Below are 22,067 nucleotides of genomic sequence, written 5' to 3'. Positions count from 1 at the left end.
GTTAGTTACTCTGTAGATAATTCTGCGTTTCCTGAATCAACGCATCAGCAATTTTACCGGTATCCATCTTCAACTCACCGTTGCGAATGGCGATTTTCAACGCTTCGACGCGCTCCATGTTGATATCACGCGTATCCGATTGCGTTAAGGTCGTTTGTGCGTCACTCAGCTTGACTCGGGTGCTGTTGATTTCAGCGTTTTTTTCCACACGCGCTTTTGGCGTCTGGGTCTCGTTCGGCTCGCGAGACTGTACTGCGTTAACAGGATTCAGAGGCGATGTACGTTCAATGCTCATGTGATTTCCTCATGGAGGCTTATGATGGCGCGGGGATTGCCATATTCATTTGTTAATACTTTATCGGCAATCGCCGTACTTTCTTTATCAGGATTATAGGTTAATCAGAACATTCCCATCCGCGTTCACTTCACCGCTGACCACCTGGCCTGAGGACATCCGCACACGTGCGTTTTGCGCCACGGCGGCGTTATTCAGCGCCTGACCTTCGCTGTTGACGCTAAAGCCGTCACCTTTCGCGATGACCTGGACGCGTTGCCCGGCTTTTACCCGCCACGCGGGGCGAATCATGGTTAGCTGCAACGCTTGTCCGGCGGCAACATCGCGAAGGCTGACTGCGTCCTGCGCCTGATTGATGTCCAGCATGGTGCGCGGCGGCAACTGATCCAGACGGCCACGTTTTAGCGTTACTGATTGTGCATTCAGCATTGTGCCCCGCGCGATCGGCCCGGCAGCGACCACATAATTGCCCGTGGCCTGCACCGTCACCTGCAAATAGCGTTTCTCATTACCGCAGCGTGCCACCACATTCAGATTTCCCCACAGCCGGGCATTGCCTGGCGTACTGAGCACCGGTTGCTCACAGGAGGGCCACATCGCAAGAGGGCTACGCAGTTGCACCACCACCTCGTCACTCAACCCTTCCAGCCGCTGGCTGAAAAATGTCGACAACTGGCTTTGCAGATCCTGCGCCAGGGCGATCGGGCTGGCGAGCAGTATACACGCGGCCAGCGAGGTAGTGAGCTTCGGCATCGAACACTCCGTCAGAGAGGGTAGTGTGACTATTTTACGCATCCGCCGCTGACATCAACGGAATAAATAGCGACGCATATTGCGTTTATTCCGGCGATAACGCGCGCACAAGGCGAATTAAGCTGTCGACTGAAATTTTGCCATCTGCGGAGGAGCCATGCTCGATAAACTCGACGCCGCGCTGCGTTTTCAACAGGAAGCCCTGAATCTGCGCGCTGAGCGCCAGGAGATTCTGGCTGCCAATATCGCCAACGCCGATACCCCGGGGTATCAGGCGCGCGATATCGATTTTGCCAGTGAAATGAAAAAAGTGATGGAGCGAGGGCGGGCTGGTACCAACGGCGTGGCGCTGTCGCTCACATCCGTTCGTCATATACCCGCACAAAACTTCTCATCTGCTGCCACCGATTTGCTCTACCGCATTCCCGATCAGCCCGCGCTGGACGGGAATACCGTCGATATGGATCGCGAGCGCACGCAGTTCGCTGACAACAGTTTGCAGTACCAGACCGGGCTTACGGTACTGGGCGGGCAAATCAAGGGGATGATGAGCGTCCTCCAGCAGGGGAATTAATGCATGGCTTTACTGAATATTTTTGATGTGGCGGGCTCAGCGCTTACCGCACAGTCCAAACGGCTGAACGTGGCGGCCAGTAACCTGGCGAACGCCGACAGCGTGACCGGCCCGGATGGTCAACCGTATCGCGCAAAGCAGGTGGTTTTTCAGGTTGACGCACAGCCAGGCGCGGCAACGGGCGGCGTCAAAGTTTCCGATGTCATCGAAAGCCAGGCGCCCGACAAGCTGGTTTACCAGCCGGGTAATCCATTGGCGGATGCCAAAGGTTATGTGCGCATGCCAAACGTTGATGTGGTTGGCGAAATGGTAAACACCCTGTCGGCCTCGCGCAGCTATCAGGCTAACGTCGAGGTGATGAACACCGTGAAAAGCATGATGCTTAAGACCCTCACGTTGGGCCAATAACGGAGAGAACAATGTCCATTGCAGTGAACGTCAATAGCACCAGCGCGACCAGCGCAACCAGTAACAGCGGGTCGCTGACCAGCAGCAGCGCGGATGATTTACAGAACAGTTTCCTGACGCTGCTGGTGGCGCAGCTAAAAAACCAGGATCCCACCAACCCGATGGACAACAGCCAGCTTACCAGCCAACTGGCGCAAATCAGCACTGTAAGCGGCATCGAGAAACTGAATACGTCGCTGGGCTCTATTTCCGGGCAAATCGACAGCAGTAAATCATTGCAGGCGTCATCGCTGATTGGTCATGGTGTGATGATCCCCGGAACGACAGTGCTGGCGGGCAAAAACAGCGATGGCGACGGCACGGACACCACGCCGTTTGGCGTTGAGCTGGAGCAGGCGGCCGACAAAGTGACCGCCACGATAACCGACAGTAACGGCAATGTCGTCAAAACGCTGGATATCGGCGCGCTGAGCGCAGGCGTCCATACCTTCACCTGGGATGGCACCGGCACGGACGGTGCGGCGGTGGCGGATGGCGCATACAACGTCAGCATTACCGCAAGCAGTGGCACCACGCAACTGGTGGCGCAACCGCTGAAATTTGCGCTGGTTCAGGGGGTAACGCTGAGTGGGAACGGCAATCAGTTGGATCTCGGCACCTACGGCACCACCACGCTCGACGAAGTTCGTCAGATTATTTAATTCAGGAGTGAATCATGGGCTTTTCTCAAGCGGTCAGCGGCATGAATGCCGCGTCCAGTAATCTCGATGTTATCGGCAACAACATTGCTAACTCCGCAACCTACGGCTTTAAATCAGGCACCGCCTCGTTTGCTGATATGTTTGCCGGTTCGAAAGTGGGGCTGGGGGTCAAAGTGGCCGGGATCACCCAGGACTTTACTGACGGTACGACCACCAGCACCGGGCGCGCGCTGGACGTCGCCATCAGCCAGAACGGTTTTTTCCGTCTCACCGACAGCAACGGTTCCGTTTTCTATAGCCGTAATGGCCAGTTTTCCCTCGATGCAAACCGTACGCTGGTGAACTCGCAGGGCTTGCAGGTAACAGGTTATCCGGCGTCCGGCACGCCGCCAACCATTCAGCAGGGGGCGAATCCGACAGCGATTACCATCCCGAACTCGCTGATGTCGGCAAAAGAGACCACCACAGCGGCGATGCAGGTCAACCTCAACTCGACAGATGCCAAACCGAGCGTCGCGACGTTCGATCCGGCTAATGCCGACAGCTACAACAAGAAAGGTACAGTAACCGTTTATGACAGTCAGGGTAACGCCCATGACATGAATATCTATTACGTCAAAACGGATGACAATAAGTGGGATGTCTACACCCAGGACACCAGTGTTAGCGGTGCGGCAGCGAAGAAAGCGGCGCAAATGTCCTTTAGCAGCAATGGCACGCTGAGCGGGATCCGTAATTACGACGACACGGGTACCCTCGCAACCGATGCCAACGCAAACCCTGAAATTCAGGTCGCTATTGATGCACTCAATGGCTCTGCCGCCGGTTCTTTCTCCCTGAGTTTCCTCAATTCCATGCAGCAGAATACCGGTGCTAACAATATCGTCGCCACCTCGCAGAACGGCTATGCGCCGGGCGATCTGGTGAGCTATCAGATTAACGAAGATGGCACCGTGGTCGGGAACTACTCCAACGAACAGAGCCAGTTGCTGGGGCAAATCGTGCTGGCGAACTTTGCCAACAACGAAGGCCTGCAGTCGGAAGGCGATAACGTCTGGTCTGCAACTCAGTCTTCCGGCGTGGCACTGCTGGGGACGGCGGGCAGCGGTAACTTCGGCAGTTTGACCAACGGCGCGCTGGAAGCGTCTAACGTCGATCTCAGCAAAGAGCTGGTCAATATGATTGTCGCCCAGCGTAACTATCAGTCCAACGCCCAGACCATCAAAACCCAGGATCAGATCCTGAACACGCTGGTTAACCTGCGTTAATCCCGATAAGGCAGCTTTATGGATCACGCAATATACACGGCGATGGGCGCGGCGAGCCAGACGATGGAGCAGCAGGCAGTCACCGCCAGCAACCTCGCCAACAGTTCGACGCCGGGGTTTCGCGCCCAGCTCAACGCCATGCGTGCGGTGCCGGTCGAAGGGATGTCCGTGCCGACGCGTACGCTGGTGACGGCCTCCACGCCGGGTGCGGATATGACGCCAGGCCAGCTCGACTACACCTCACGCCCGCTGGATGTCGCGCTGCAACAGGATGGCTGGCTGGCGGTGCAAACTGCCGATGGCGGGGAAGGATATACCCGCAACGGTAACATTCAGGTGGGGCCAACCGGGCAACTGACCATTCAGGGTAATCCAGTGATGGGCGATGGCGGCCCGCTCACCGTGCCAGAAGGCGCGGAAATCACCATCGCGGCGGATGGCACCATTTCGGCGCTTAACCCAGGCGATCCGCCGAATACGGTGGCACAGGTGGGGCGACTGAAAATGGTAAAAGCGGATAACACGGAAATCGTGCGCGGCGATGATGGCGTATTTCGCCTGACCGCTGCAGCACAAGCCACCCGCGGCCCAATGTTGCAGGCCGATCAGACTATCCGCTTGCAGTCCGGCGTGCTGGAAGGCAGTAACGTCAAACCCGTGGCGGCGATGGCCGATATGATAGCCAGCGCTCGCCGATTCGAAATGCAGATGAAGGTTATCAGCAGCGTGGATGAAAACACGCAGAAAGCTAACCAGTTGCTGTCAATGAGCTAAGGAAAATCATGATCAGTTCATTATGGATCGCCAAAACCGGCCTCGACGCGCAGCAGACCAATATGGACGTTATCGCCAACAACCTGGCGAACGTCAGTACCAATGGTTTTAAGCGTCAACGCGCGGTGTTTGAAGATCTTCTTTATCAAACGGTTCGTCAGCCGGGGGCGCAATCTTCAGAGCAGACCACGCTGCCGTCTGGTTTGCAGATTGGTACCGGTGTGCGTCCGGTTGCCACCGAACGTCTGCACAGCCAGGGCAACCTGTCGCAGACCGATAACAGCAAAGACGTGGCGATTAAAGGCCAGGGCTTCTTCCAGGTGCTGCTGCCGGATGGTACGTCTGCGTATACCCGCGATGGTTCATTCCAGGTCGATCAAAACGGTCAACTGGTGACGGCGGGCGGTTTTCAGGTACAGCCAGCGATCACCATTCCGGCGAATACGCTGAGCATCACCATTGGCCGCGATGGCATTGTCAGCGCGACCCAGCAGGGGCAGACCAACCCGGTGCAGGTGGGGCAGCTTAACCTGACGACCTTTATGAACGACAGCGGGCTGGAAAGTATTGGCGAAAACCTGTACGTCGAGACGCAGGCTTCCGGTGCGCCGAATGATTCCACCCCGGGGTTAAACGGCGCGGGGCTGCTCTATCAGGGATATGTCGAGACCTCTAACGTTAACGTGGCGGAAGAACTGGTCAATATGATTCAGGTACAGCGCGCCTACGAAATTAACAGTAAAGCGGTATCGACCACCGACCAGATGTTGCAGAAATTGACCCAGCTGTAACGGTGGTGCCGGATTTGTCGGATGCGCTGCGCTTATCCGACCTACAGAGTTCATACGTTCGTAGGCCGGATAAGCGCAGCGCATCCGGCGCAAACCAAAAGATGAAAACCATGCAAAAAACCGCAGCGTTTCGTTATCCACTTTTAACGGCACTGGCGCTCTCTATGACCGGATGCGCCTTCATTCCCAGCAAGCCGCTGGTAGAAGGCGCAACCTCGGCGCAGCCGATCCCCGGCCCGGTGCCGGTAGCGAATGGCTCAATATTCCAGACCGCGCAGCCGATTAACTACGGTTATCAGCCACTGTTTGAAGACCGACGCCCGCGCAATATTGGCGATACGCTCACTATCGTGCTTCAGGAAAACGTCAGCGCCAGCAAGAGTTCATCGGCCAATGCCAGCCGCGATGGCAAAACCAACTTCGGTTTTGATGTGGTGCCGCGCTATCTGCAGGGGCTTTTTGGCAATGCCCGTGCGGATGTTGACGCCTCCGGCGGTAACACCTTTAACGGCAAAGGCGGCGCCAATGCCAGCAACACTTTTAGCGGTACATTGACCGTCACCGTCGATCAGGTTCTGGCGAACGGCAACCTCCACGTGGTGGGGGAAAAACAGATTGCCATCAATCAGGGCACCGAATTTATCCGCTTCTCGGGCGTGGTTAACCCGCGCACCATCAGCGGCAGCAATACCGTACCGTCCACCCAGGTGGCGGATGCGCGAATCGAATACGTGGGTAACGGCTACATCAACGAAGCACAGAATATGGGCTGGTTGCAGCGTTTCTTCCTGAATTTATCGCCGATGTAATGAGGTGGATTATGTTTAAAACCCTGATTAGCGTAACGCTGGTTTTGGTGAGTACTCTGGCGCAGGCTGACCGCATTCGCGATCTCACCAGCGTACAGGGCGTCAGGGAAAACTCCCTCATTGGCTATGGCCTGGTGGTCGGGCTGGACGGTACGGGCGATCAGACCACCCAGACGCCGTTCACCACCCAGAGCCTGAACAACATGCTGTCGCAACTGGGGATCACCGTTCCGGCAGGCACGAACATGCAGTTGAAAAACGTGGCGGCAGTGATGGTCACCGCCCAGTTCCCGGCGTTTGCGCGTCAGGGGCAAACTATCGACGTGGTGGTATCTTCTATGGGGAACGCCAAGAGCTTGCGCGGCGGCACACTGCTGATGACGCCGCTGAAAGGGGTTGATAGCCAGGTGTATGCCCTGGCGCAGGGTAACATTCTGGTGGGGGGCGCGGGCGCATCGGCGGGCGGCAGCAGCGTACAGGTTAACCAGCTTAACGGCGGGCGCATTACCGGCGGGGCCACCATTGAACGCGAGTTGCCAACGCAGTTTGGCGCGGGGAATACCATTAACCTTCAGCTGAACCAGGATGATTTCACCATGGCGCAGCAGATTGCTGACACCATTAACCGCCGCAGCGGATTTGGCAACGCCACCGCGCTGGATGCGCGTACCGTGCAGGTTCGTGCACCGCAGGGCGGTAGCAGTCAGGTGCGTTTGCTGGCGGAAATCCAGAATCTGGAAGTGGGTGGCGTACCGCAGGATGCGAAGGTGATTATTAACTCGCGTACCGGTTCGGTGGTGATGAACCGCGAAGTGACGCTGGATACCTGTGCCGTGGCGCAGGGTAATCTGTCCGTCACCGTGAACCGTCAGGCGCAGGTTAGCCAGCCGGATACGCCATTTGGCGGCGGCCAGACGGTGGTAACACCGCAAACGCAGATCGATCTGCGTCAGAGCGGTGGTTCGCTGCAAAGCGTGCGCGAGAGCGCCAATCTGAATAATGTGGTGCGCGCCCTGAACGCGCTGGGGGCGACGCCGATGGAGCTGATGTCGATTCTGCAATCGATGCAAAGCGCCGGGTGTCTGCGTGCGAAAGTGGAGATCGTCTGATGCTGGGCGACAGCAAGTTGACTGCCAGCGCGGCGTGGGATGCGCAATCGCTTAACGAACTCAAGGCAAAAGCCGGACAGGATCCGCAGGCTAACCTGCGGCCTGTCGCCCGTCAGGTGGAGGGCATGTTCGTGCAGATGATGTTGAAGAGTATGCGCGAGGCGCTGCCGAAAGATGGCCTTTTCAGCAGCGACCAGACCCGGCTCTACACCAGCATGTACGATCAGCAAATTGCCCAGCAGATGACCGCCGGGAAAGGGCTGGGGCTGGCGGAAGAGATGGTGAAGCAGATGCAGACCCAGAAGGAGCCGTCCGCCACGGCGGGTCAGGTACCGATGAAATTCGATCCGCAGACCATCACCCGTTATCAGAACGATGCGCTGACTCAGATGGTGCGCAAGGCACTGCCGAAAACATCTGGCGGCAGCGATGCGCCACTCTCAGGAAACAGTAAAGATTTCCTCGCGAAACTGGCGCTTCCGGCGCAGGTGGCGAGCGAGCAGAGCGGTATTCCACACCATCTGATTCTGGCGCAGGCCGCGCTGGAGTCGGGGTGGGGCCAGCGGCAAATTCGCCGTGAAAATGGCGAGCCCAGCTATAACCTTTTTGGCGTGAAAGCCTCTGGCAACTGGAAAGGGCCGGTGACGGAAATCACCACCACCGAATTTGAAAACGGTGAAGCAAAAAAGGTGAAAGCGAAATTCCGTGTCTACGGTTCGTATCTGGAAGCGTTGTCAGATTACGTTGGCTTGCTGACACGCAATCCGCGCTATGCGGCGGTCACTAACGCGTCGACGGCTGAGCAGGGCGCGCAGGCGTTGCAGAATGCCGGCTACGCCACCGATCCCCAGTACGCGCGCAAGTTAACCAATATGATTCAACAGCTTAAATCCTTAAGCGACAAAGTCAGCAGCGCGTACCGAAATGATATTGAAAATCTCTTCTGATACACCTCAAGTTTGCCAGATGGTGACCGATAACGATTAAAGGCCACGCGTCTGAACGTACAAAAGGAAGAACATGTCCAGTTTAATCAATAGCGCCATGAGTGGATTGAGTGCGGCACAGTCGGCACTGAATACCACCAGTAATAATATTGCCAGCTACAACGTCTCGGGCTATACCCGCCAGACCACGGTGCTCGCTTCGGCGAACAGTACATTAGGTGCGGGAGGCTGGGTCGGCAATGGCGTCTACGTTTCTGGCGTTCAGCGCGAATACAATGCATTCATTACCAACCAGCTGCGTACGGCGCAGAGTCAGAGCAGCGGGTTGACCACGCGTTATGAGCAGATGTCGAAAATCGACGATATGCTTTCCGGCACCACAAACTCCCTTTCCACCACGCTTCAGGATTTCTTCTCCAGCATGCAAACGCTGGTGAGCAACGCTGAAGATCCCGCCGCGCGTCAGACCGTTTTGGGTAAAGCGGATGGTCTGGTCAATCAGTTTAAAGTCGCCGATCAGTATCTCCGCGACCAGGATAAGCAGGTGAATCTTTCTATCGCTACCACCGTTGATCAAATCAACAACTACGCGAATCAGATTGCCAGCCTGAATGATAAAATCTCTCGCCTGACCGGCGTCGGCGCGGGCGCGTCACCGAACGATTTGCTGGATCAGCGCGATCAGTTAGTCAGCGAGCTCAACAAATTGGTGGGCGTAGAAGTAAACGTGCAGGATAGCGGAACGTTCAACGTCACCATGGCGAATGGCTATACGCTGGTGCAGGGCAGTAATGCACGCCAGTTGGCGGCTGTGCCGAGCAGCAGCGACCCAACGCGCACCACCGTGGCGTATGTTGATAACGTTGCGGGAAATATTGAAATCCCGGAAAAACTGCTTAACACGGGCTCGCTTGGCGGCTTGTTGACCTTCCGCTCGCAGGATCTCGACCAGACTCGCAATAGCCTTAACCAAATGGCACTGGCCTTTGCGGATGCGTTTAACGCCCAGCACAAAGAGGGTGTGGATGCGAACGGAAAAGAGGGGAAGGACTTCTTCACGATTGGTAATCCGTCCGTAGTGGCGAACAGTAAAAATAGCGGTAAGGCGTCGCTGACGGCGGACGTGACCGATGCCTCCAGCGTGCAAGCCACGGATTATCGCGTGAGCTATAAAAACGGTGAATGGCAGGTGACGCGTCTTTCCGACAACACCACAGTGAAAGCGGAACAGAAGGATGGCGCATTAAACTTTGACGGGCTCTCCGTCACGGTGAGCGGCACGCCGGCCGAGAACGACAGCTTTACCGTCAAGCCGGTCAGCGATGCGATCGTGAACATGAGCGTGGCGATCAGTGATGAATCAGAGCTCGCGCTGGGTATTGATGACGCGGAAAATGGCGAGAGCGATAACCGTAATGGCCAGGCATTGCTCGATTTGCAAAACGCGAAGCTGGTGGGAAATTCGAAAACCTTCAACGACGCGTATGCGGCGCTGGTCAGTGATATCGGCAATAAAACCTCAACGCTTGAGACCAGCAGCACCACGCAAAGCAACGTCGTCACTCAGCTCAGTAAACAGCAACAATCTATTTCCGGCGTAAACCTGGATGAAGAGTACGGCAACCTGCAGCTCTTCCAGCAGTACTATCTGGCGAATGCCCAGGTGCTGCAAACGGCAAGCACGCTGTTTGATGCTCTGATTAATATTCGCTAAGGAGAGGAATAACGCATGCGTGTCAGTACCCTGATGATGTATCAGCAGAATATGCGCGGGATCACCAGCTCCCAGTCAGAATGGCTGAAATACGGTGAACAAATGTCGACCGGAAAGCGTGTGAACCGCGCATCCGATGACCCGGTAGCGGCCTCACAAGCGGTAGTGCTTTCGCAGGCTCAGGCGCAAAACAGCCAGTTTGCTACCGCCAGGACATTCGCTACTCAGCGAGTGTCGATGGAAGAAAATACGCTGGCGCAGGTGACGACTGCGATTCAATCGGCGCAGGAAAAAATCGTTTACGCCGGGAACGGCACATTAAGCGATGACGACCGGGCCTCGCTGGCGACCGACCTGCAAGGGATCCGCGATCAGCTTCTCAATCTGGCGAACAGCCAGGACGGAAACGGGCGCTATATCTTTGCCGGATATAAAACCGATACGGCACCGTTTACTGATGGCGGTACGTACGTCGGCGGATCGGCGAATGTCGCGCAGCAGGTTGACGCTTCACGTTCAATGGTGATTGGCCATACGGGCGATAAAATCTTTGATAGCCTGACCAGTAATGCGAAGCCGGACACGGACAGTAATCTGTTTGCGATGCTGGACAGCGCCATTGCCGCGCTCAATACGCCTGTAAGCGATGACGAAGACGCGCAGACTCTTGCCAGCGCCGCTATCGACAAAACCAACCGTGGGCTAAGCAACTCGCTCAACAATGTGCTGAGCGTGCGTGCTGAGCTGGGTACACAGCTTAATGAGCTGGATAAACTCGACGCGCTGGGCGATGACCGCGCGTTGAGCCAGACGCAGCAGATGAGTAACCTGGTGGATGTGGACTGGAATGAGACCATCTCTAACTACGTGATGCAGCAAACGGCGCTACAGGCATCGTATAAAGCGTTTAGTGATATGCAGGGAATGTCGCTGTTTCAGTTGAATAAATAATGTTACAGGCCGGATACGGCTATCCGGCCTGTAAGCGTGACTATGCAGTTTGCAACGCGGTACGGCGCAGACGACGGGTTTCCACCCAACGAACACCCCATGCGCAGGCACCTGCAAGCGTCGCCAGCCCGACAACCCCTTCCCAGCCGGCCAGCGCATACAGCTGACTACCCAGAACTGACCCCAGCGCCATGCCAATAAAGACTACGGTAAACAGCAGTGCGTTCAGGCGACCCCGCGCCTGAGGTTCCAGGCTATAAACCAGGTTCTGGTGCGCAACCAGGCTTGATTGCAGGCCCAGGTCGAAGCCGATGGCGGAGAGGGCGATTATCGCCAGTTGGGTCATCGGTGGCAAAACGGGCAGAATAAACATCAGTGCAAAGGAAACAGTGACCAGTGCTGCACCCAACTGCGTGACTTTCTCCGCACCTACTTTATCTGCCAGCCCACCGGCCAGCGGCGCGGCAAGCGCGCCCGCCGCACCCGCAATCCCAAAACCACCCGCGACGGCGCTGCCCATATGATGATGTTCCAGCAGCATGACCGCGAGCGTTGACCAGAATGCGCTAAACGCAATTGAAAGCAAACCTTGTGCCAGCGCGGCGCGGCGTAATGTGGGATAACGCTGCCACAGATGCACCAGTGACGCCATTAATGCCGGATAGCTCAGACTGGAGTGCGCGGTAAAGCGTGGCAGTACGCGCCACATCAGCACGCCAATCAGCGCAATACTGACCGCAGCAGCCTGATACACCACTCGCCAGCCAAAGAGTTCACCAATCACGCCGCTCACGGTGCGCGACAGCAAAATTCCCAGTAACAACCCCGTCATCACTATGCCGACCATTTTCCCTTGCTTCCCGGCAGGGGCGAGGATAGCGGCGGCAGGCACAATATCCTGCGCCATCGTTGCCGCCATACCGATCAGCAGGCTGACAACCAGCAGTGGATGAAAATGCTGCGTCACGCTGCACAGCAGCAGAAGGGCTGCCAGCATGCCGCTTTTTAACAGGATTAGCGTACGACGATCGTAGCGGTCGCCGAGCGGCAGCAGAAATAGGATTCCCAGCGCGTAGCCCGCCTGAGTGAGCGTGGGGATGAGCCCCATGCCTTCAACACTCAGATGCAAAGTATTGCCCATCAACGGCAGCAGCGGCTGGGCATAGTAGATGGCGGCAACGCTGAAGCCTGCGCCTAACGCAAGGATAAAGATAAGCCAGCCCGGATTAACGTGTGTTTTCATCAGATGTTCCTCAGATACGGTATGGCGCTATTTTTCCCTGAAGCGTGCTGGCACGGTAGCCAGCGTAGTGGTAAAACAGTTATACGTTTGACGTATAGGTAAGTGGATGATGAAGAAGCAGGAGCGTATAGACAGAGTTGAGCTGATGCGAACGTTTATTCGCATTGTCGAATCGGGTTCGCTATCGGCGGCGGCGCGTCAGCTTGAAACCACCCAGGCGACCATCAGCCGTCGTTTGCAATCGCTGGAGTCACTGTTGGGGGCGAAATTAATTCTGCGCTCCACGCATGCGATGAAACTCACTGACGATGGCGAGCGCTGTTACCAACATGCGCGACAGGTGGTGGATGCCTGGCTGGCGCTGGAGGATGAATTACAGCTTACGGACGATCAGCCCGTTGGTACGTTGCGGGTGCGTGCGCCGCATGCGTTTGGCCAGGAGCAGCTATTGATGCCACTGATTGGTTTTCTGGCCGAACATCCACAGCTGTCGGTCGAATGGATGCTCAATGATAAAAACGTCGACTTTATCAGTGACAATATTGATTGCGCGATCCGCGTTGGGACGGAAGTTGACCCGGCCACCGTATCTGTGCTGCTGGCTGAAGTCCCACGCTGTACGGTGGCTTCTCCTGAACTGTTAGCAAAGTTCCCCGAAATTACCCATCCCAGGATGATGTCGGCATTGCCATGGATTGCGATCAGTACCTTCTATCAGCATGACGTCACGCTGCATCGTCAGGAGGAGAGTGTGACGTTTTCACTGGTGCCGCGTCTGAGTACGGACAGTCTCTACGTCGCGAAAAATGCCGCGCTGGCGGGGCTGGGGATCGCTATTGTATCAACCTGGACGGTGGAAGAGGATCTGGCACAGGGTAGGCTGGTTGAACTGTTACCGGAGTGGCAGGTGGCCGCGCTGCCTGTTCATCTGGTCTATCCGTGGGCGCGTTATTATCCAACACGGTTGCGTAAGTTTCTCGATTTGATGCGCGAAGTGATGCCAAAAATTGCCGGGATGCAACTGCCGGGAAAAGCATAAAAAAACCGGCCACTTGGGCCGGTTTGGTTTTCAGCGTGTCGGTTACTCAACAGGCTGCGGACGCGTCGGCGCCGCAGAGGCCTGATGGGTTGCGCTGTGGCCACCCGCAGCACCTTTACCGTCAAAGCCGAACGCCGGGCGAACCCAGTCGCTTTGGCGCGGCGCTTCTGGCACATAAGCCGGAGCCGGTGCGCGAGTCATCGGCGCGCTGGCGTGATGTGCCGCAGCAGGTGCAGTTTCGACAACAGGCTCTGCCACCACTTCTGGCTCGGCGACGGCAACCGGTGCTTCTTCGACCACTTGCGCTTCTACCGGTGCAGCGGTTTCAGCAACCACTTCTGCAACCGGCGCTTCCGGCTCAACTGCGGCAGGCTGCACTTCTTCAACCACTTCCTGCGCAACCACAGCGTCTTCTTCGGCGATGATTTGCGGTTGTTCAGTTACCGGCGCTTCAATCACTTCCGGATGAGTGGTTTCAACTGCCGGTTCAACGATCTCAGCAACTGGCTGCGCTGCGGCAACGGGTTCAACGGTTTCAACCGCTGCTACTGGCGCTTCGGCAACCACAGGTGCAATCGCTGCAACTGGCGCAACAACCTGCTCTACGGTTTCCTGAACGACAACATCCTGTTCGCGTTGCTCTTCAACCACCTGATCCTGCGGACGGGTTACCGGATAACGGATCCACACTTTACCTGACGCCAGCTCCGGCGATGCGCACGCGACGGTCAGCGGCATCGGAGACTGGGTCGGATAACGCTCGTCACGATAGCGACGACGACGCTGACCGCTCACGCGCAGATGACGCGGGGAACGGCGTGAACGACGCGGCATACCCGCTGAGTCACGTGATTCTCCGTTGTCGTCGTGCTCGGCCTGAACCGGCGCACTTTCAACGACGGCAGGCAGATCGACTTTTGCCAGCTCGGTACGCGGTGCGGACGTTTCCTGCGGAATATCGTCTTCGAAGGTTTCGCGCGCTGCCGTCTCTTCCGCGGTTTCAATGCGGATTTTTTGCGTCAGCTGGCGTTGCTTACGACGCGGCATAGTCTGCACGCGCTCTTCCTGTGCATTGTCCTCTGCAACGATTTCGTCACGAACTTGTGATTTGGCTTCCTGCTGTGCCTGACGTTTTTCATCGTTGTTGCGACGACGATTACGTTCACGGCGCGGCTGCTGCTCGTCACGGGATTTTGCTTTCTCGCCATCGTCCGCGATGTTCTGCTGACGGTTGTCGCGCGTTTCCGCATTTTGCTGCGGTTTTTCGCGACGGTTGCGGCGGTTGTCCTCACGACCCTCGCGGCCTTCACGTAGTTCGCGGGCTTCGCGTCCTTCGTTATCGCCACGATTGTTATCACGACGTTCGTTGCGGTCGCCACGATCGCCTCGGTCGTTGCGGTCATTACGATCGCGACGATTGTTTTGACGCGGCTTGCGACGCTCCTGCTGGCGAGCAGGTTTCTCTTCTTTCTTCTCAGGCTGCGGCTCAACGACTTTCTCTTCGCTACCACCGAACAGGTTTTTCAGGGCGCTGAAGAAGCGAGACACCAGGCCAGGCGCGGCAGGCGCAGCGGCTGTTTTGGCTGCGGTCGGCGCGGAGACTGCCGGTTTTGCCGTTGTCGGTTCCGGCGGAACGTCTGGCATCACAAAGGTCGCGAGAGCAGGTTGCTCAGGCAGTTTACGTTCAGCAGGTTCATCTTCAGACGGCAGCGCCATCTCTTCTTCGTGCAGTTTCGGCAGCAGATAGCTCAGGGTCGAGGTCTCTTCGCCTTTACGAACGCGCAGTACATGATAGTGCGGCGTTTCCATCTGATCGTTCGGCACGATAATGCAGCGAACGTCGCCACCCTGACGGCTTTCAATGGCGCTTACCGCGGCACGTTTTTCGTTCAGCAGGTAAGACGCAATTGGCACAGGGACGATGGCGTGTACTTCTTTGGTGTTCTCTTTCAGCGCTTCTTCTTCAATCAAACGCAGGATCGAGAGAGCCATGGATTCGTTGTCACGCACGGTGCCGGTACCGGAGCAGCGCGGGCAGACGTGATGGCTGGATTCACCCAGTGACGGGCTAAGACGCTGACGCGACATTTCCAGCAGGCCAAAGCGTGAGATGTGGCTGATTTGGATACGCGCACGATCCTGGCGTACCGCTTCGCGCAGGCGGTTTTCTACCGCGCGCTGGTGGCGTACCGGCGTCATATCGATGAAGTCGATAACAATCAGACCGCCGAGGTCGCGCAGGCGCAACTGGCGGGCAATTTCATCAGCGGCTTCAAGGTTAGTGTTGAACGCGGTTTCTTCGATATCGCCGCCGCGGGTTGCACGCGCGGAGTTGATGTCGATGGCGGTCAGGGCTTCGGTGCTATCGATAACGATAGAACCACCGGAAGGCAGACGCACTTCGCGCTGGAATGCGGATTCAATCTGCGATTCGATTTGGTAATGGCTGAACAGCGGGATTTCACCGGTGTACAGTTTGATTTTGCTGCTGAAATCCGGACGACCCAGCGCGGAGATATGCTGGCGAGCCAGCTCCAGCACTTTCGGGTTGTCGATGAGGATTTCACCGATGTCCTGACGCAGATAGTCGCGGAAGGCACGCACAATGACGTTGCTTTCCTGGTGAATCAGGAACGGCGCAGGGCGGCTTTCAGCGGCTTTTTTGATGGCTTCCCAGTGTTTCAGGCGGAAGCTTAAATCCCACTGCAATGCTTCGGCAGATTTGCCAACGCCTGCGGTGCGAACGATAAGCCCCATGCCATCCGGCAGTTCAAGGCTTGCCAGCGCTTCTTTCAATTCAGTGCGATCGTCGCCTTCGATACGGCGAGAGATACCGCCCGCACGCGGGTTGTTCGGCATCAGCACCAGATAACTGCCCGCCAGGCTGATAAAGGTTGTCAGCGCAGCGCCTTTATTGCCGCGTTCTTCTTTATCGATCTGGACAATCACTTCCTGACCTTCACGCAGCACGTCTTTGATATTCGGACGGCCATGTGCGCTGTAGTTAGCGGGGAAGTATTCGCGGGCAATTTCTTTGAGAGGGAGGAAACCGTGACGTTCAGCGCCGTAGTCAACAAACGCTGCTTCAAGACTCGGTTCAATACGGGTAATTTTGCCTTTGTAGATGTTCGCTTTTTTCTGTTCATGGCCTGGGCTTTCAATATCCAGATCATACAGACGCTGCCCATCAACGAGGGCGACACGCAACTCTTCCTGCTGAGTTGCGTTGATTAACATTCTTTTCATCGTAACTTACTCATTATTCTTACATTGACGACTAAGCTGCGAGCAGAGTGATACCTTTCCGGGGTAAACCGATGGCCTCGTGACTGTTCACGTCGCCAACCTCACGGTTGTCGCTCGCTTAAGAGGCGCAGAGTGTCGGTCGCCTGTATTTCAAACGGAAACACAGCGCAATTATCAGGGGAACAGCCTGGGATAACTCTCCAGAGAAGATTCCATTTATACTCATCGTCATTCTCTCAACAGACGCGTGGCTTCGCCTGCTTACCCCAGTTGCTTTGACTTAGGTAAGCTTCCGGGGACGCCCGGCTTGCCGTCATTCTGTTGAGTGAAATCCAGTAAAGTATCTACCGGTAAGGACTGCAACCCGCAGCCCGCTAACTGTCTGAAAGATCAATACGTCTTACGCCATTGCTGCGTGGATGATCGGACAGACAAAACTGGTCATTCCGTTTAATTCCTTGCACTAACAAGATGAACACGGAAAACGTCTTCATTATTCCTTGCTAACCTTGTTATAGCAAGTTGACTTTCACCTTTTATCACCCGGTTAATCACAGTTTTTTCACTTGCTCGTTGAGATTGCTCTAATAACAATCAACGCATTCAGTGAAGAAGACCCTGAGTCAGGGTAATGATAAAAATCTATTCGAACTATGAAGAGTATAAGCACAGAAAAATGAGTGGCGCTATTGAGCAGGGATATTTAGAATCGCCCACCATGAAAACTGAGACTCCAACCGTAAAAATGGTTGCCATTAGCGCTGATGAAGCCGGGCAACGAATTGATAACTTTTTGCGCACCCAACTGAAGGGCGTGCCGAAGAGTATGATTTACCGCATCCTGCGTAAGGGTGAAGTGCGGGTGAACAAAAAACGCATCAAACCCGAGTACAAACTGGAGGCGGGCGATGAAGTGCGTATCCCGCCAGTGCGCGTTGCGGAACGCGAAGAAGACGCCGTTTCACCGCATCTGCAAAAGGTGGCCGCGCTGAGCGACGTTATCCTTTATGAAGATGAACATATTCTGGTGCTGAATAAGCCATCCGGTACGGCAGTACACGGTGGCAGCGGTTTGAGCTTCGGCGTGATTGAAGGCCTGCGCGCGCTGCGCCCGGAAGCGCGCTTCCTGGAATTGGTGCACCGTCTTGACCGTGATACATCAGGCGTGCTGCTGGTGGCGAAAAAGCGCTCTGCGCTGCGTTCGCTGCATGAACAACTGCGTGAAAAAGGGATGCAGAAAGATTATCTGGCCCTCGTGCGCGGTCAGTGGCAGTCGCACGTTAAAGCGGTGCAGGCGCCATTGCTGAAAAATATTCTGCAAAGCGGTGAGCGTATTGTACGCGTGAGCCAGGAAGGCAAACCGTCTGAAACGCGTTTTAAAGTCGAAGAGCGCTATGCGTTTGCCACCCTGGTGCGCTGTAGCCCGGTGACGGGGCGTACGCACCAGATCCGTGTGCATACTCTTCATGCGGGACATCCGATTGCCTTTGACGATCGCTATGGTGACCGCGAATTCGATCAGCAACTTACCGAAGCGGGGACCGGGCTTAAGCGCCTGTTCCTGCATGCGGCGGCGCTGAAATTCACTCACCCAGGCACGGGCGAAGTGATGCGCGTAGAAGCGCCAATGGATAACGCCCTGAAGCGCTGTTTGCAGGTGTTACGTACTATCAAATAAAAGAAGGGCAGCCTCAGGCTGCCCTTCTTGTCAGTATGTACACTCTATCTACTTAACGGATTAAACCCTTCCCGGCGCAGCATCTGGCACAGTGCAATCAGCGGCAGCCCCACCAGCGTGTTTGGATCGCGACCTTCGAGACGTTCAAACAGCGCGATGCCTAATCCCTCGCTTTTAAAACTGCCTGCGCAATTCAGCGGACTCTCTTTTTGCACATAATGGTTTATTTCTTGCTCAGTCAGATGACGAAAATGGACATCAAAAGGTTCGCATTCAGTTTGTAACTGGCCATTAACAGAATTATAAAGCGCCAGGCCCGTATAAAAAGTCACAATATTGCCACTGGCTTTCTTTAATTGTTTACGCGCATTTTCTTCCGTATGCGGTTTGCCGGTTATTTCGCCATCCAACACGCAAACCTGGTCAGAACCAATAATCAGATGATGCGGAAAACGTTCAGCCAGCGCCTGCGCTTTCGCCTGCGCCAGACGCAGCACCAGATGGCGCGGGGTTTCGGCGGGGAGGGGAATTTCATCGACCTCGGGCGCGGCGCAGGTGAAAGGGATACCGAGTTTCTCTAACAGCAGGCGGCGATAAGGCGATGTGGAGGCTAAAATAAGTTCAGGCATAATTTTTTAGGTAAACTCTGGCGAATTAGATTGCGACATTTTAAACTACACGCCGCAATGTGTGCGAATTATTGGCAAAAGGCAACCTGAGGCTGCCTTTTTCTTTGACTCTATGACGTTACAAAGTTAATATGCGCGCCCTATGCAAAAGGTAAAATTACCCCTGACTCTCGACCCGGTTCGTACGGCTCAAAAACGCCTTGATTACCAGGGTATCTATACCCCCGATCAAGCGGAGCGTGTCGCCGCGTCCGTAGTCAGTGTAGACAGTGATGTAGAATGCGAGATGTCCTTCGCTATCGATAACCAACGCCTCGCGGTTCTGACCGGTGATGCGAAGGTGACGGTATCGCTGGAATGTCAGCGTTGCGGGAAACCGTTTACTCACCAGGTTTACACAACGTATTGTTTCAGCCCGGTCAAAAATAATGATCAGGTTGAAGCACTCCCGGAAGCGTATGAGCCGATTGAGGTTAACGAATTCGGTGAAATCGATCTGCTGGCGGTGGTTGAAGATGAAATCATCCTCGCCTTGCCGGTGGTTCCGGTGCATGATTCTGAACACTGTGAAGTGTCCGAGGCGGACATGGTCTTTGGTGAATTGCCTGAAGAGGCGCAGAAACCAAACCCATTTGCCGTATTAGCCAGCTTAAAGCGTAAGTAATTGAGGAGTAAGGTCCATGGCCGTACAACAAAACAAACCAACCCGTTCCAAACGTGGCATGCGTCGTTCCCATGACGCGCTGACTGCAGTTACCAGCCTGTCTGTAGACAAGACTTCTGGTGAATCCCACCTGCGTCACCACATCACTGCCGACGGTTTCTACCGCGGTCGCAAGGTTATCGCTAAGTAATCACGCGATACTCTAAGGATTTCGCGTTGCAGGAAGGCGGCAAGCGAGAGAACCTCCTGAGCATAGATGACTATGCGATTGGAGTGAACGAACGCAGCCAACGCCCCTGTAGCGTGAAAGACGACGAGTTCAAGCGTGGTGAAGCTTAGTGAGGCGTTCCCCGTGTAAGCGGGGATTCCCAAACCGAGCGGCGACGATAACCTTGACACATCTAACCTTGGCGTTAGATGTCATGGGGGGAGATTTTGGCCCTACCGTGACAGTGCCTGCAGCACTGCAGGCACTGAATTCCTATTCGCAACTCACACTTCTTCTGGTCGGTAACCCCGACGATATTACGCCATTACTTGCCAAAGCTGATTTTGAGACGCGCTCTCGTCTGCAGATTATCCCTGCACAGTCAGTTATTGCCAGTGATGCACGGCCTTCACACGCCATCCGCAACAGTCGCGGAACATCGATGCGTGTGGCGCTGGAGCTAGTGAAAGAAGGGCGAGCTGAAGCCTGCGTTAGCGCCGGGAATACAGGCGCGCTGATGGGGCTCGCAAAATTACTGCTCAAACCACTTCAGGGGATTGAGCGCCCGGCGCTGGTGACGGTATTACCCCATCAGCAGAAGGGAAAGACGGTGGTGCTCGACCTGGGCGCTAACGTCGATTGTGATAGCACAATGTTGGTTCAGTTTGCGGTGATGGGCTCGGTGCTCGCGGAAGAAGTGGTTGGCATTGAAAACCCTCGCGTGGCGCTGCTAAACATCGGTGAAGAAGAGACGAAAGGGCTGGACAGCATTCGCGATGCTTCACAGATACTAAAAACATTGCCGTCTCTGAACTATATTGGCTACCTGGAAGCGAACGAATTGCTGACGGGGAAAACAGATGTTTTGGTTTGTGACGGGTTTACAGGTAACGTCACGCTAAAAACCATGGAAGGGGTTGTCAGAATGTTCCTATCGCTGCTGAAATCGCAGGGCGAGGGGAAAAAAACGGCGTGGTGGCTGATTTTATTAAAACGTTGGTTACAAAAAAGTCTGACCCGGCGATTCAGTCACCTCAACCCCGACCAGTATAATGGTGCCTGTCTGTTAGGATTACGCGGCACGGTGATTAAGAGTCATGGTGCGGCGAATCAACGCGCGTTTTGCGTGGCGATCGAGCAGGCAGTGCAGGCGGTGCAGCGACAAGTCCCTCAGCGGATTGCCGCTCGCCTGGAATTGTTATACCCGGCTGGTTTTGAGCCGCAGAACAACGACGCAAAGTAAGCGAGCGGCGTGCTGATGTGCAAAGCTGATGGGTATGTTACCGGATAAGATTGAGCGTACATGTATACGAAGATTATTGGTACCGGCAGTTATCTGCCCAAGCAAGTGCGTACGAACGCCGACCTGGAAAAAATGGTTGATACGACTGACGAGTGGATTGTCACGCGCACAGGTATCCGTGAACGCCGTATCGCAGGCCCGGATGAATCCGTTGCAACGATGGGCTTTGAAGCCGCTCAGCGCGCGCTGGAAATGGCGGGCGTGGATAAAAACGATATCGGCTTGATCGTTGTTGCTACCACTTCTGCAACGCACGCTTTCCCAAGCGCTGCCTGCCAAATTCAGAGCATGTTAGGCATCAAAGGCTGCCCGGCGTTTGACGTCGCCGCAGCCTGTGCGGGCTTCACCTACGCCCTGAGCGTAGCAGACCAGTACGTGAAATCCGGCGCGGTGAAAAATGCGCTGGTAATCGGTTCTGATGTGCTGGCACGCACCTGCGATCCTGCCGATCGCGGTACGATCATTATCTTCGGTGACGGCGCGGGCGCCGTGGTTCTGGGGCAGTCTGAAGAACCGGGAATTATCTCCACCCATCTGCACGCAGACGGTAGCTACGGCGATCTTCTGACGCTGCCTAACGCCGATCGCGTTCATCCAGAAAATTCGATTTATCTGACCATGGCCGGGAATGAAGTGTTCAAGGTTGCGGTCACTGAACTGGCACACATCGTCGAAGAGACGCTGGCGGCCAACAATCTTGACCGTGCTGAACTTGACTGGTTAGTGCCACATCAGGCCAACCTGCGTATCATCAGCGCCACGGCGAAAAAACTCGGCATGTCGATGGATAACGTTGTGGTGACGCTGGATCGTCACGGCAATACCTCCGCGGCCTCTGTGCCTTGCGCATTCGATGAAGCGGTGCGTGATGGTCGTATTAAGCGCGGGCAACTTGTGCTGCTGGAAGCCTTTGGTGGCGGGTTTACCTGGGGCTCTGCACTGGTTCGTTTCTAAGTATAAGGA

The 22,067-nt window shown here is 55.5% G+C and carries 22 protein-coding genes; 17 read left to right on the top strand and 5 right to left on the bottom strand.

Annotated features, from left to right (window positions below; genetic code table 11):
- Position 1 precedes the first annotated feature (1 nt).
- Positions 2 to 295, bottom strand: a complete 294-nt coding sequence (gene flgM / locus ACOXYR_RS12185) for a flagellar biosynthesis anti-sigma factor FlgM (protein ID WP_108475752.1) — start codon at positions 293 to 295, stop codon at positions 2 to 4.
- Between the two features lie 93 nt (positions 296 to 388).
- Entirely contained in the window at positions 389 to 1,048 is a 660-nt protein-coding gene (flgA, locus tag ACOXYR_RS12180; protein WP_108475751.1) for a flagellar basal body P-ring formation chaperone FlgA, read from the bottom strand.
- A gap of 157 nt (positions 1,049 to 1,205) precedes the next feature.
- Between flgA and flgB the strand changes: the two genes are divergently transcribed.
- From flgB to flgL, 11 genes are all read left to right on the top strand, one after another.
- Positions 1,206 to 1,622: a flagellar basal body rod protein FlgB gene (gene flgB, locus ACOXYR_RS12175; RefSeq protein WP_108475750.1), complete on the top strand. Its 417-nt coding sequence runs from the start codon at positions 1,206 to 1,208 to the stop codon at positions 1,620 to 1,622.
- 3 nt (positions 1,623 to 1,625) lie between these two features.
- Positions 1,626 to 2,030 (top strand): flagellar basal body rod protein FlgC, encoded by a 405-nt coding sequence (gene flgC, locus ACOXYR_RS12170; protein WP_108475749.1) that lies wholly within the window; start codon positions 1,626 to 1,628, stop codon positions 2,028 to 2,030.
- Positions 2,031 to 2,041: 11 nt separating this feature from the next.
- Complete coding sequence (gene flgD, locus ACOXYR_RS12165) at positions 2,042 to 2,731, top strand: flagellar hook assembly protein FlgD (RefSeq protein ID WP_015964874.1); 690 nt, start codon at positions 2,042 to 2,044, stop codon at positions 2,729 to 2,731.
- 14 nt (positions 2,732 to 2,745) lie between these two features.
- Complete coding sequence (gene flgE / locus ACOXYR_RS12160) at positions 2,746 to 3,999, top strand: flagellar hook protein FlgE (RefSeq protein ID WP_108475747.1); 1,254 nt, start codon at positions 2,746 to 2,748, stop codon at positions 3,997 to 3,999.
- 18 nt (positions 4,000 to 4,017) lie between these two features.
- Positions 4,018 to 4,773: a flagellar basal body rod protein FlgF gene (locus ACOXYR_RS12155; RefSeq protein ID WP_108475746.1), complete on the top strand. Its 756-nt coding sequence runs from the start codon at positions 4,018 to 4,020 to the stop codon at positions 4,771 to 4,773.
- Between the two features lie 8 nt (positions 4,774 to 4,781).
- A complete protein-coding gene (gene flgG / locus ACOXYR_RS12150; RefSeq protein WP_015964871.1) occupies positions 4,782 to 5,564 on the top strand; it encodes a flagellar basal-body rod protein FlgG in 783 nt (260 codons plus the stop codon).
- A gap of 110 nt (positions 5,565 to 5,674) precedes the next feature.
- Positions 5,675 to 6,373 carry a flagellar basal body L-ring protein FlgH gene (gene flgH / locus ACOXYR_RS12145; RefSeq protein ID WP_108475785.1) on the top strand — a complete coding sequence of 233 codons (699 nt, stop codon included), beginning with the start codon at positions 5,675 to 5,677 and terminating at the stop codon, positions 6,371 to 6,373.
- 11 nt (positions 6,374 to 6,384) lie between these two features.
- Entirely contained in the window at positions 6,385 to 7,482 is a 1,098-nt protein-coding gene (locus ACOXYR_RS12140; RefSeq protein WP_350436043.1) for a flagellar basal body P-ring protein FlgI, read from the top strand.
- Positions 7,482 to 8,429, top strand: coding sequence for a flagellar assembly peptidoglycan hydrolase FlgJ (gene flgJ / locus ACOXYR_RS12135; protein ID WP_421355235.1), 948 nt, complete (start codon positions 7,482 to 7,484; stop codon positions 8,427 to 8,429). Before ACOXYR_RS12140 ends, flgJ begins: the two co-directional genes overlap by 1 nt.
- A gap of 73 nt (positions 8,430 to 8,502) precedes the next feature.
- The gene (flgK, locus tag ACOXYR_RS12130) at positions 8,503 to 10,143 is read left to right on the top strand and encodes a flagellar hook-associated protein FlgK (protein WP_108475743.1); all 1,641 of its coding nucleotides are present in this window, start codon (positions 8,503 to 8,505) and stop codon (positions 10,141 to 10,143) included.
- Between the two features lie 15 nt (positions 10,144 to 10,158).
- Positions 10,159 to 11,094, top strand: a complete 936-nt coding sequence (flgL, locus tag ACOXYR_RS12125; protein WP_421355234.1) for a flagellar hook-associated protein FlgL — start codon at positions 10,159 to 10,161, stop codon at positions 11,092 to 11,094.
- Positions 11,095 to 11,134: 40 nt separating this feature from the next.
- Here flgL and ACOXYR_RS12120 read toward each other — a convergent pair whose 3' ends face one another.
- A complete protein-coding gene (locus ACOXYR_RS12120) occupies positions 11,135 to 12,337 on the bottom strand; it encodes an MFS transporter (RefSeq protein WP_421355233.1) in 1,203 nt (400 codons plus the stop codon).
- 106 nt (positions 12,338 to 12,443) lie between these two features.
- On the opposite strand from ACOXYR_RS12120, the gene ACOXYR_RS12115 reads away from it, so the two are divergent.
- Complete coding sequence (locus ACOXYR_RS12115) at positions 12,444 to 13,376, top strand: LysR family transcriptional regulator (protein ID WP_421355232.1); 933 nt, start codon at positions 12,444 to 12,446, stop codon at positions 13,374 to 13,376.
- 42 nt (positions 13,377 to 13,418) lie between these two features.
- On the opposite strand, the gene rne is transcribed toward ACOXYR_RS12115, so the two are convergent.
- Entirely contained in the window at positions 13,419 to 16,622 is a 3,204-nt protein-coding gene (gene rne / locus ACOXYR_RS12110; RefSeq protein WP_421355231.1) for a ribonuclease E, read from the bottom strand.
- A gap of 718 nt (positions 16,623 to 17,340) precedes the next feature.
- Here rne and rluC point away from each other — a divergent pair.
- Positions 17,341 to 18,300 carry a 23S rRNA pseudouridine(955/2504/2580) synthase RluC gene (gene rluC / locus ACOXYR_RS12105; RefSeq protein ID WP_108475737.1) on the top strand — a complete coding sequence of 320 codons (960 nt, stop codon included), beginning with the start codon at positions 17,341 to 17,343 and terminating at the stop codon, positions 18,298 to 18,300.
- A 44-nt stretch (positions 18,301 to 18,344) separates the two neighbouring features.
- On the opposite strand, the gene ACOXYR_RS12100 is transcribed toward rluC, so the two are convergent.
- A complete protein-coding gene (locus ACOXYR_RS12100; RefSeq protein WP_113858603.1) occupies positions 18,345 to 18,929 on the bottom strand; it encodes a Maf family protein in 585 nt (194 codons plus the stop codon).
- A 142-nt stretch (positions 18,930 to 19,071) separates the two neighbouring features.
- Between ACOXYR_RS12100 and yceD the strand changes: the two genes are divergently transcribed.
- The 4 genes from yceD to ACOXYR_RS12080 all read left to right on the top strand — a co-directional run bounded on the left by yceD (position 19,072) and on the right by ACOXYR_RS12080 (position 22,058).
- Positions 19,072 to 19,593, top strand: a complete 522-nt coding sequence (gene yceD, locus ACOXYR_RS12095; RefSeq protein ID WP_108475735.1) for a 23S rRNA accumulation protein YceD — start codon at positions 19,072 to 19,074, stop codon at positions 19,591 to 19,593.
- A 16-nt stretch (positions 19,594 to 19,609) separates the two neighbouring features.
- On the top strand, positions 19,610 to 19,783 hold the full coding sequence (rpmF, locus tag ACOXYR_RS12090) for a 50S ribosomal protein L32 (RefSeq protein ID WP_002440227.1): 174 nt from the start codon (positions 19,610 to 19,612) through the stop codon (positions 19,781 to 19,783).
- 202 nt (positions 19,784 to 19,985) lie between these two features.
- The gene (gene plsX, locus ACOXYR_RS12085) at positions 19,986 to 21,044 is read left to right on the top strand and encodes a phosphate acyltransferase PlsX (protein ID WP_108475734.1); all 1,059 of its coding nucleotides are present in this window, start codon (positions 19,986 to 19,988) and stop codon (positions 21,042 to 21,044) included.
- Between the two features lie 60 nt (positions 21,045 to 21,104).
- Complete coding sequence (locus ACOXYR_RS12080) at positions 21,105 to 22,058, top strand: beta-ketoacyl-ACP synthase III (protein WP_108475733.1); 954 nt, start codon at positions 21,105 to 21,107, stop codon at positions 22,056 to 22,058.
- The last annotated feature ends 9 nt before the right edge of the window (positions 22,059 to 22,067 follow it).

The sequence above is a fragment of the Pseudocitrobacter faecalis genome (assembly GCF_965231525.1).
GTDB classification, from domain to species: Bacteria; Pseudomonadota; Gammaproteobacteria; order Enterobacterales; family Enterobacteriaceae; genus Pseudocitrobacter; species Pseudocitrobacter faecalis.
Note: the sequence above shows the minus strand (reverse complement) of the source record. Positions and strands in the feature narration are given on the sequence as shown.

Excerpts from the sequence above, each read along its gene's own strand:
- flgM (WP_108475752.1), bottom strand. The coding sequence starts at position 295 with ATGAGCATTGAACGTACATCGCCTCTGAATCCTGTTAACGCAGTACAG.
- flgA (WP_108475751.1), bottom strand. The coding sequence starts at position 1,048 with ATGCCGAAGCTCACTACCTCGCTGGCCGCGTGTATACTGCTCGCCAGC.
- flgB (WP_108475750.1), top strand. The coding sequence starts at position 1,206 with ATGCTCGATAAACTCGACGCCGCGCTGCGTTTTCAACAGGAAGCCCTG.
- flgC (WP_108475749.1), top strand. The coding sequence starts at position 1,626 with ATGGCTTTACTGAATATTTTTGATGTGGCGGGCTCAGCGCTTACCGCA.
- flgD (WP_015964874.1), top strand. The coding sequence starts at position 2,042 with ATGTCCATTGCAGTGAACGTCAATAGCACCAGCGCGACCAGCGCAACC.
- flgE (WP_108475747.1), top strand. The coding sequence starts at position 2,746 with ATGGGCTTTTCTCAAGCGGTCAGCGGCATGAATGCCGCGTCCAGTAAT.
- ACOXYR_RS12155 (WP_108475746.1), top strand. The coding sequence starts at position 4,018 with ATGGATCACGCAATATACACGGCGATGGGCGCGGCGAGCCAGACGATG.
- flgG (WP_015964871.1), top strand. The coding sequence starts at position 4,782 with ATGATCAGTTCATTATGGATCGCCAAAACCGGCCTCGACGCGCAGCAG.
- flgH (WP_108475785.1), top strand. The coding sequence starts at position 5,675 with ATGCAAAAAACCGCAGCGTTTCGTTATCCACTTTTAACGGCACTGGCG.
- ACOXYR_RS12140 (WP_350436043.1), top strand. The coding sequence starts at position 6,385 with ATGTTTAAAACCCTGATTAGCGTAACGCTGGTTTTGGTGAGTACTCTG.
- flgJ (WP_421355235.1), top strand. The coding sequence starts at position 7,482 with ATGCTGGGCGACAGCAAGTTGACTGCCAGCGCGGCGTGGGATGCGCAA.
- flgK (WP_108475743.1), top strand. The coding sequence starts at position 8,503 with ATGTCCAGTTTAATCAATAGCGCCATGAGTGGATTGAGTGCGGCACAG.
- flgL (WP_421355234.1), top strand. The coding sequence starts at position 10,159 with ATGCGTGTCAGTACCCTGATGATGTATCAGCAGAATATGCGCGGGATC.
- ACOXYR_RS12120 (WP_421355233.1), bottom strand. The coding sequence starts at position 12,337 with ATGAAAACACACGTTAATCCGGGCTGGCTTATCTTTATCCTTGCGTTA.
- ACOXYR_RS12115 (WP_421355232.1), top strand. The coding sequence starts at position 12,444 with ATGATGAAGAAGCAGGAGCGTATAGACAGAGTTGAGCTGATGCGAACG.
- rne (WP_421355231.1), bottom strand. The coding sequence starts at position 16,622 with ATGAAAAGAATGTTAATCAACGCAACTCAGCAGGAAGAGTTGCGTGTC.
- rluC (WP_108475737.1), top strand. The coding sequence starts at position 17,341 with ATGAAAACTGAGACTCCAACCGTAAAAATGGTTGCCATTAGCGCTGAT.
- ACOXYR_RS12100 (WP_113858603.1), bottom strand. The coding sequence starts at position 18,929 with ATGCCTGAACTTATTTTAGCCTCCACATCGCCTTATCGCCGCCTGCTG.
- yceD (WP_108475735.1), top strand. The coding sequence starts at position 19,072 with ATGCAAAAGGTAAAATTACCCCTGACTCTCGACCCGGTTCGTACGGCT.
- rpmF (WP_002440227.1), top strand. The coding sequence starts at position 19,610 with ATGGCCGTACAACAAAACAAACCAACCCGTTCCAAACGTGGCATGCGT.
- ACOXYR_RS12080 (WP_108475733.1), top strand. The coding sequence starts at position 21,105 with ATGTATACGAAGATTATTGGTACCGGCAGTTATCTGCCCAAGCAAGTG.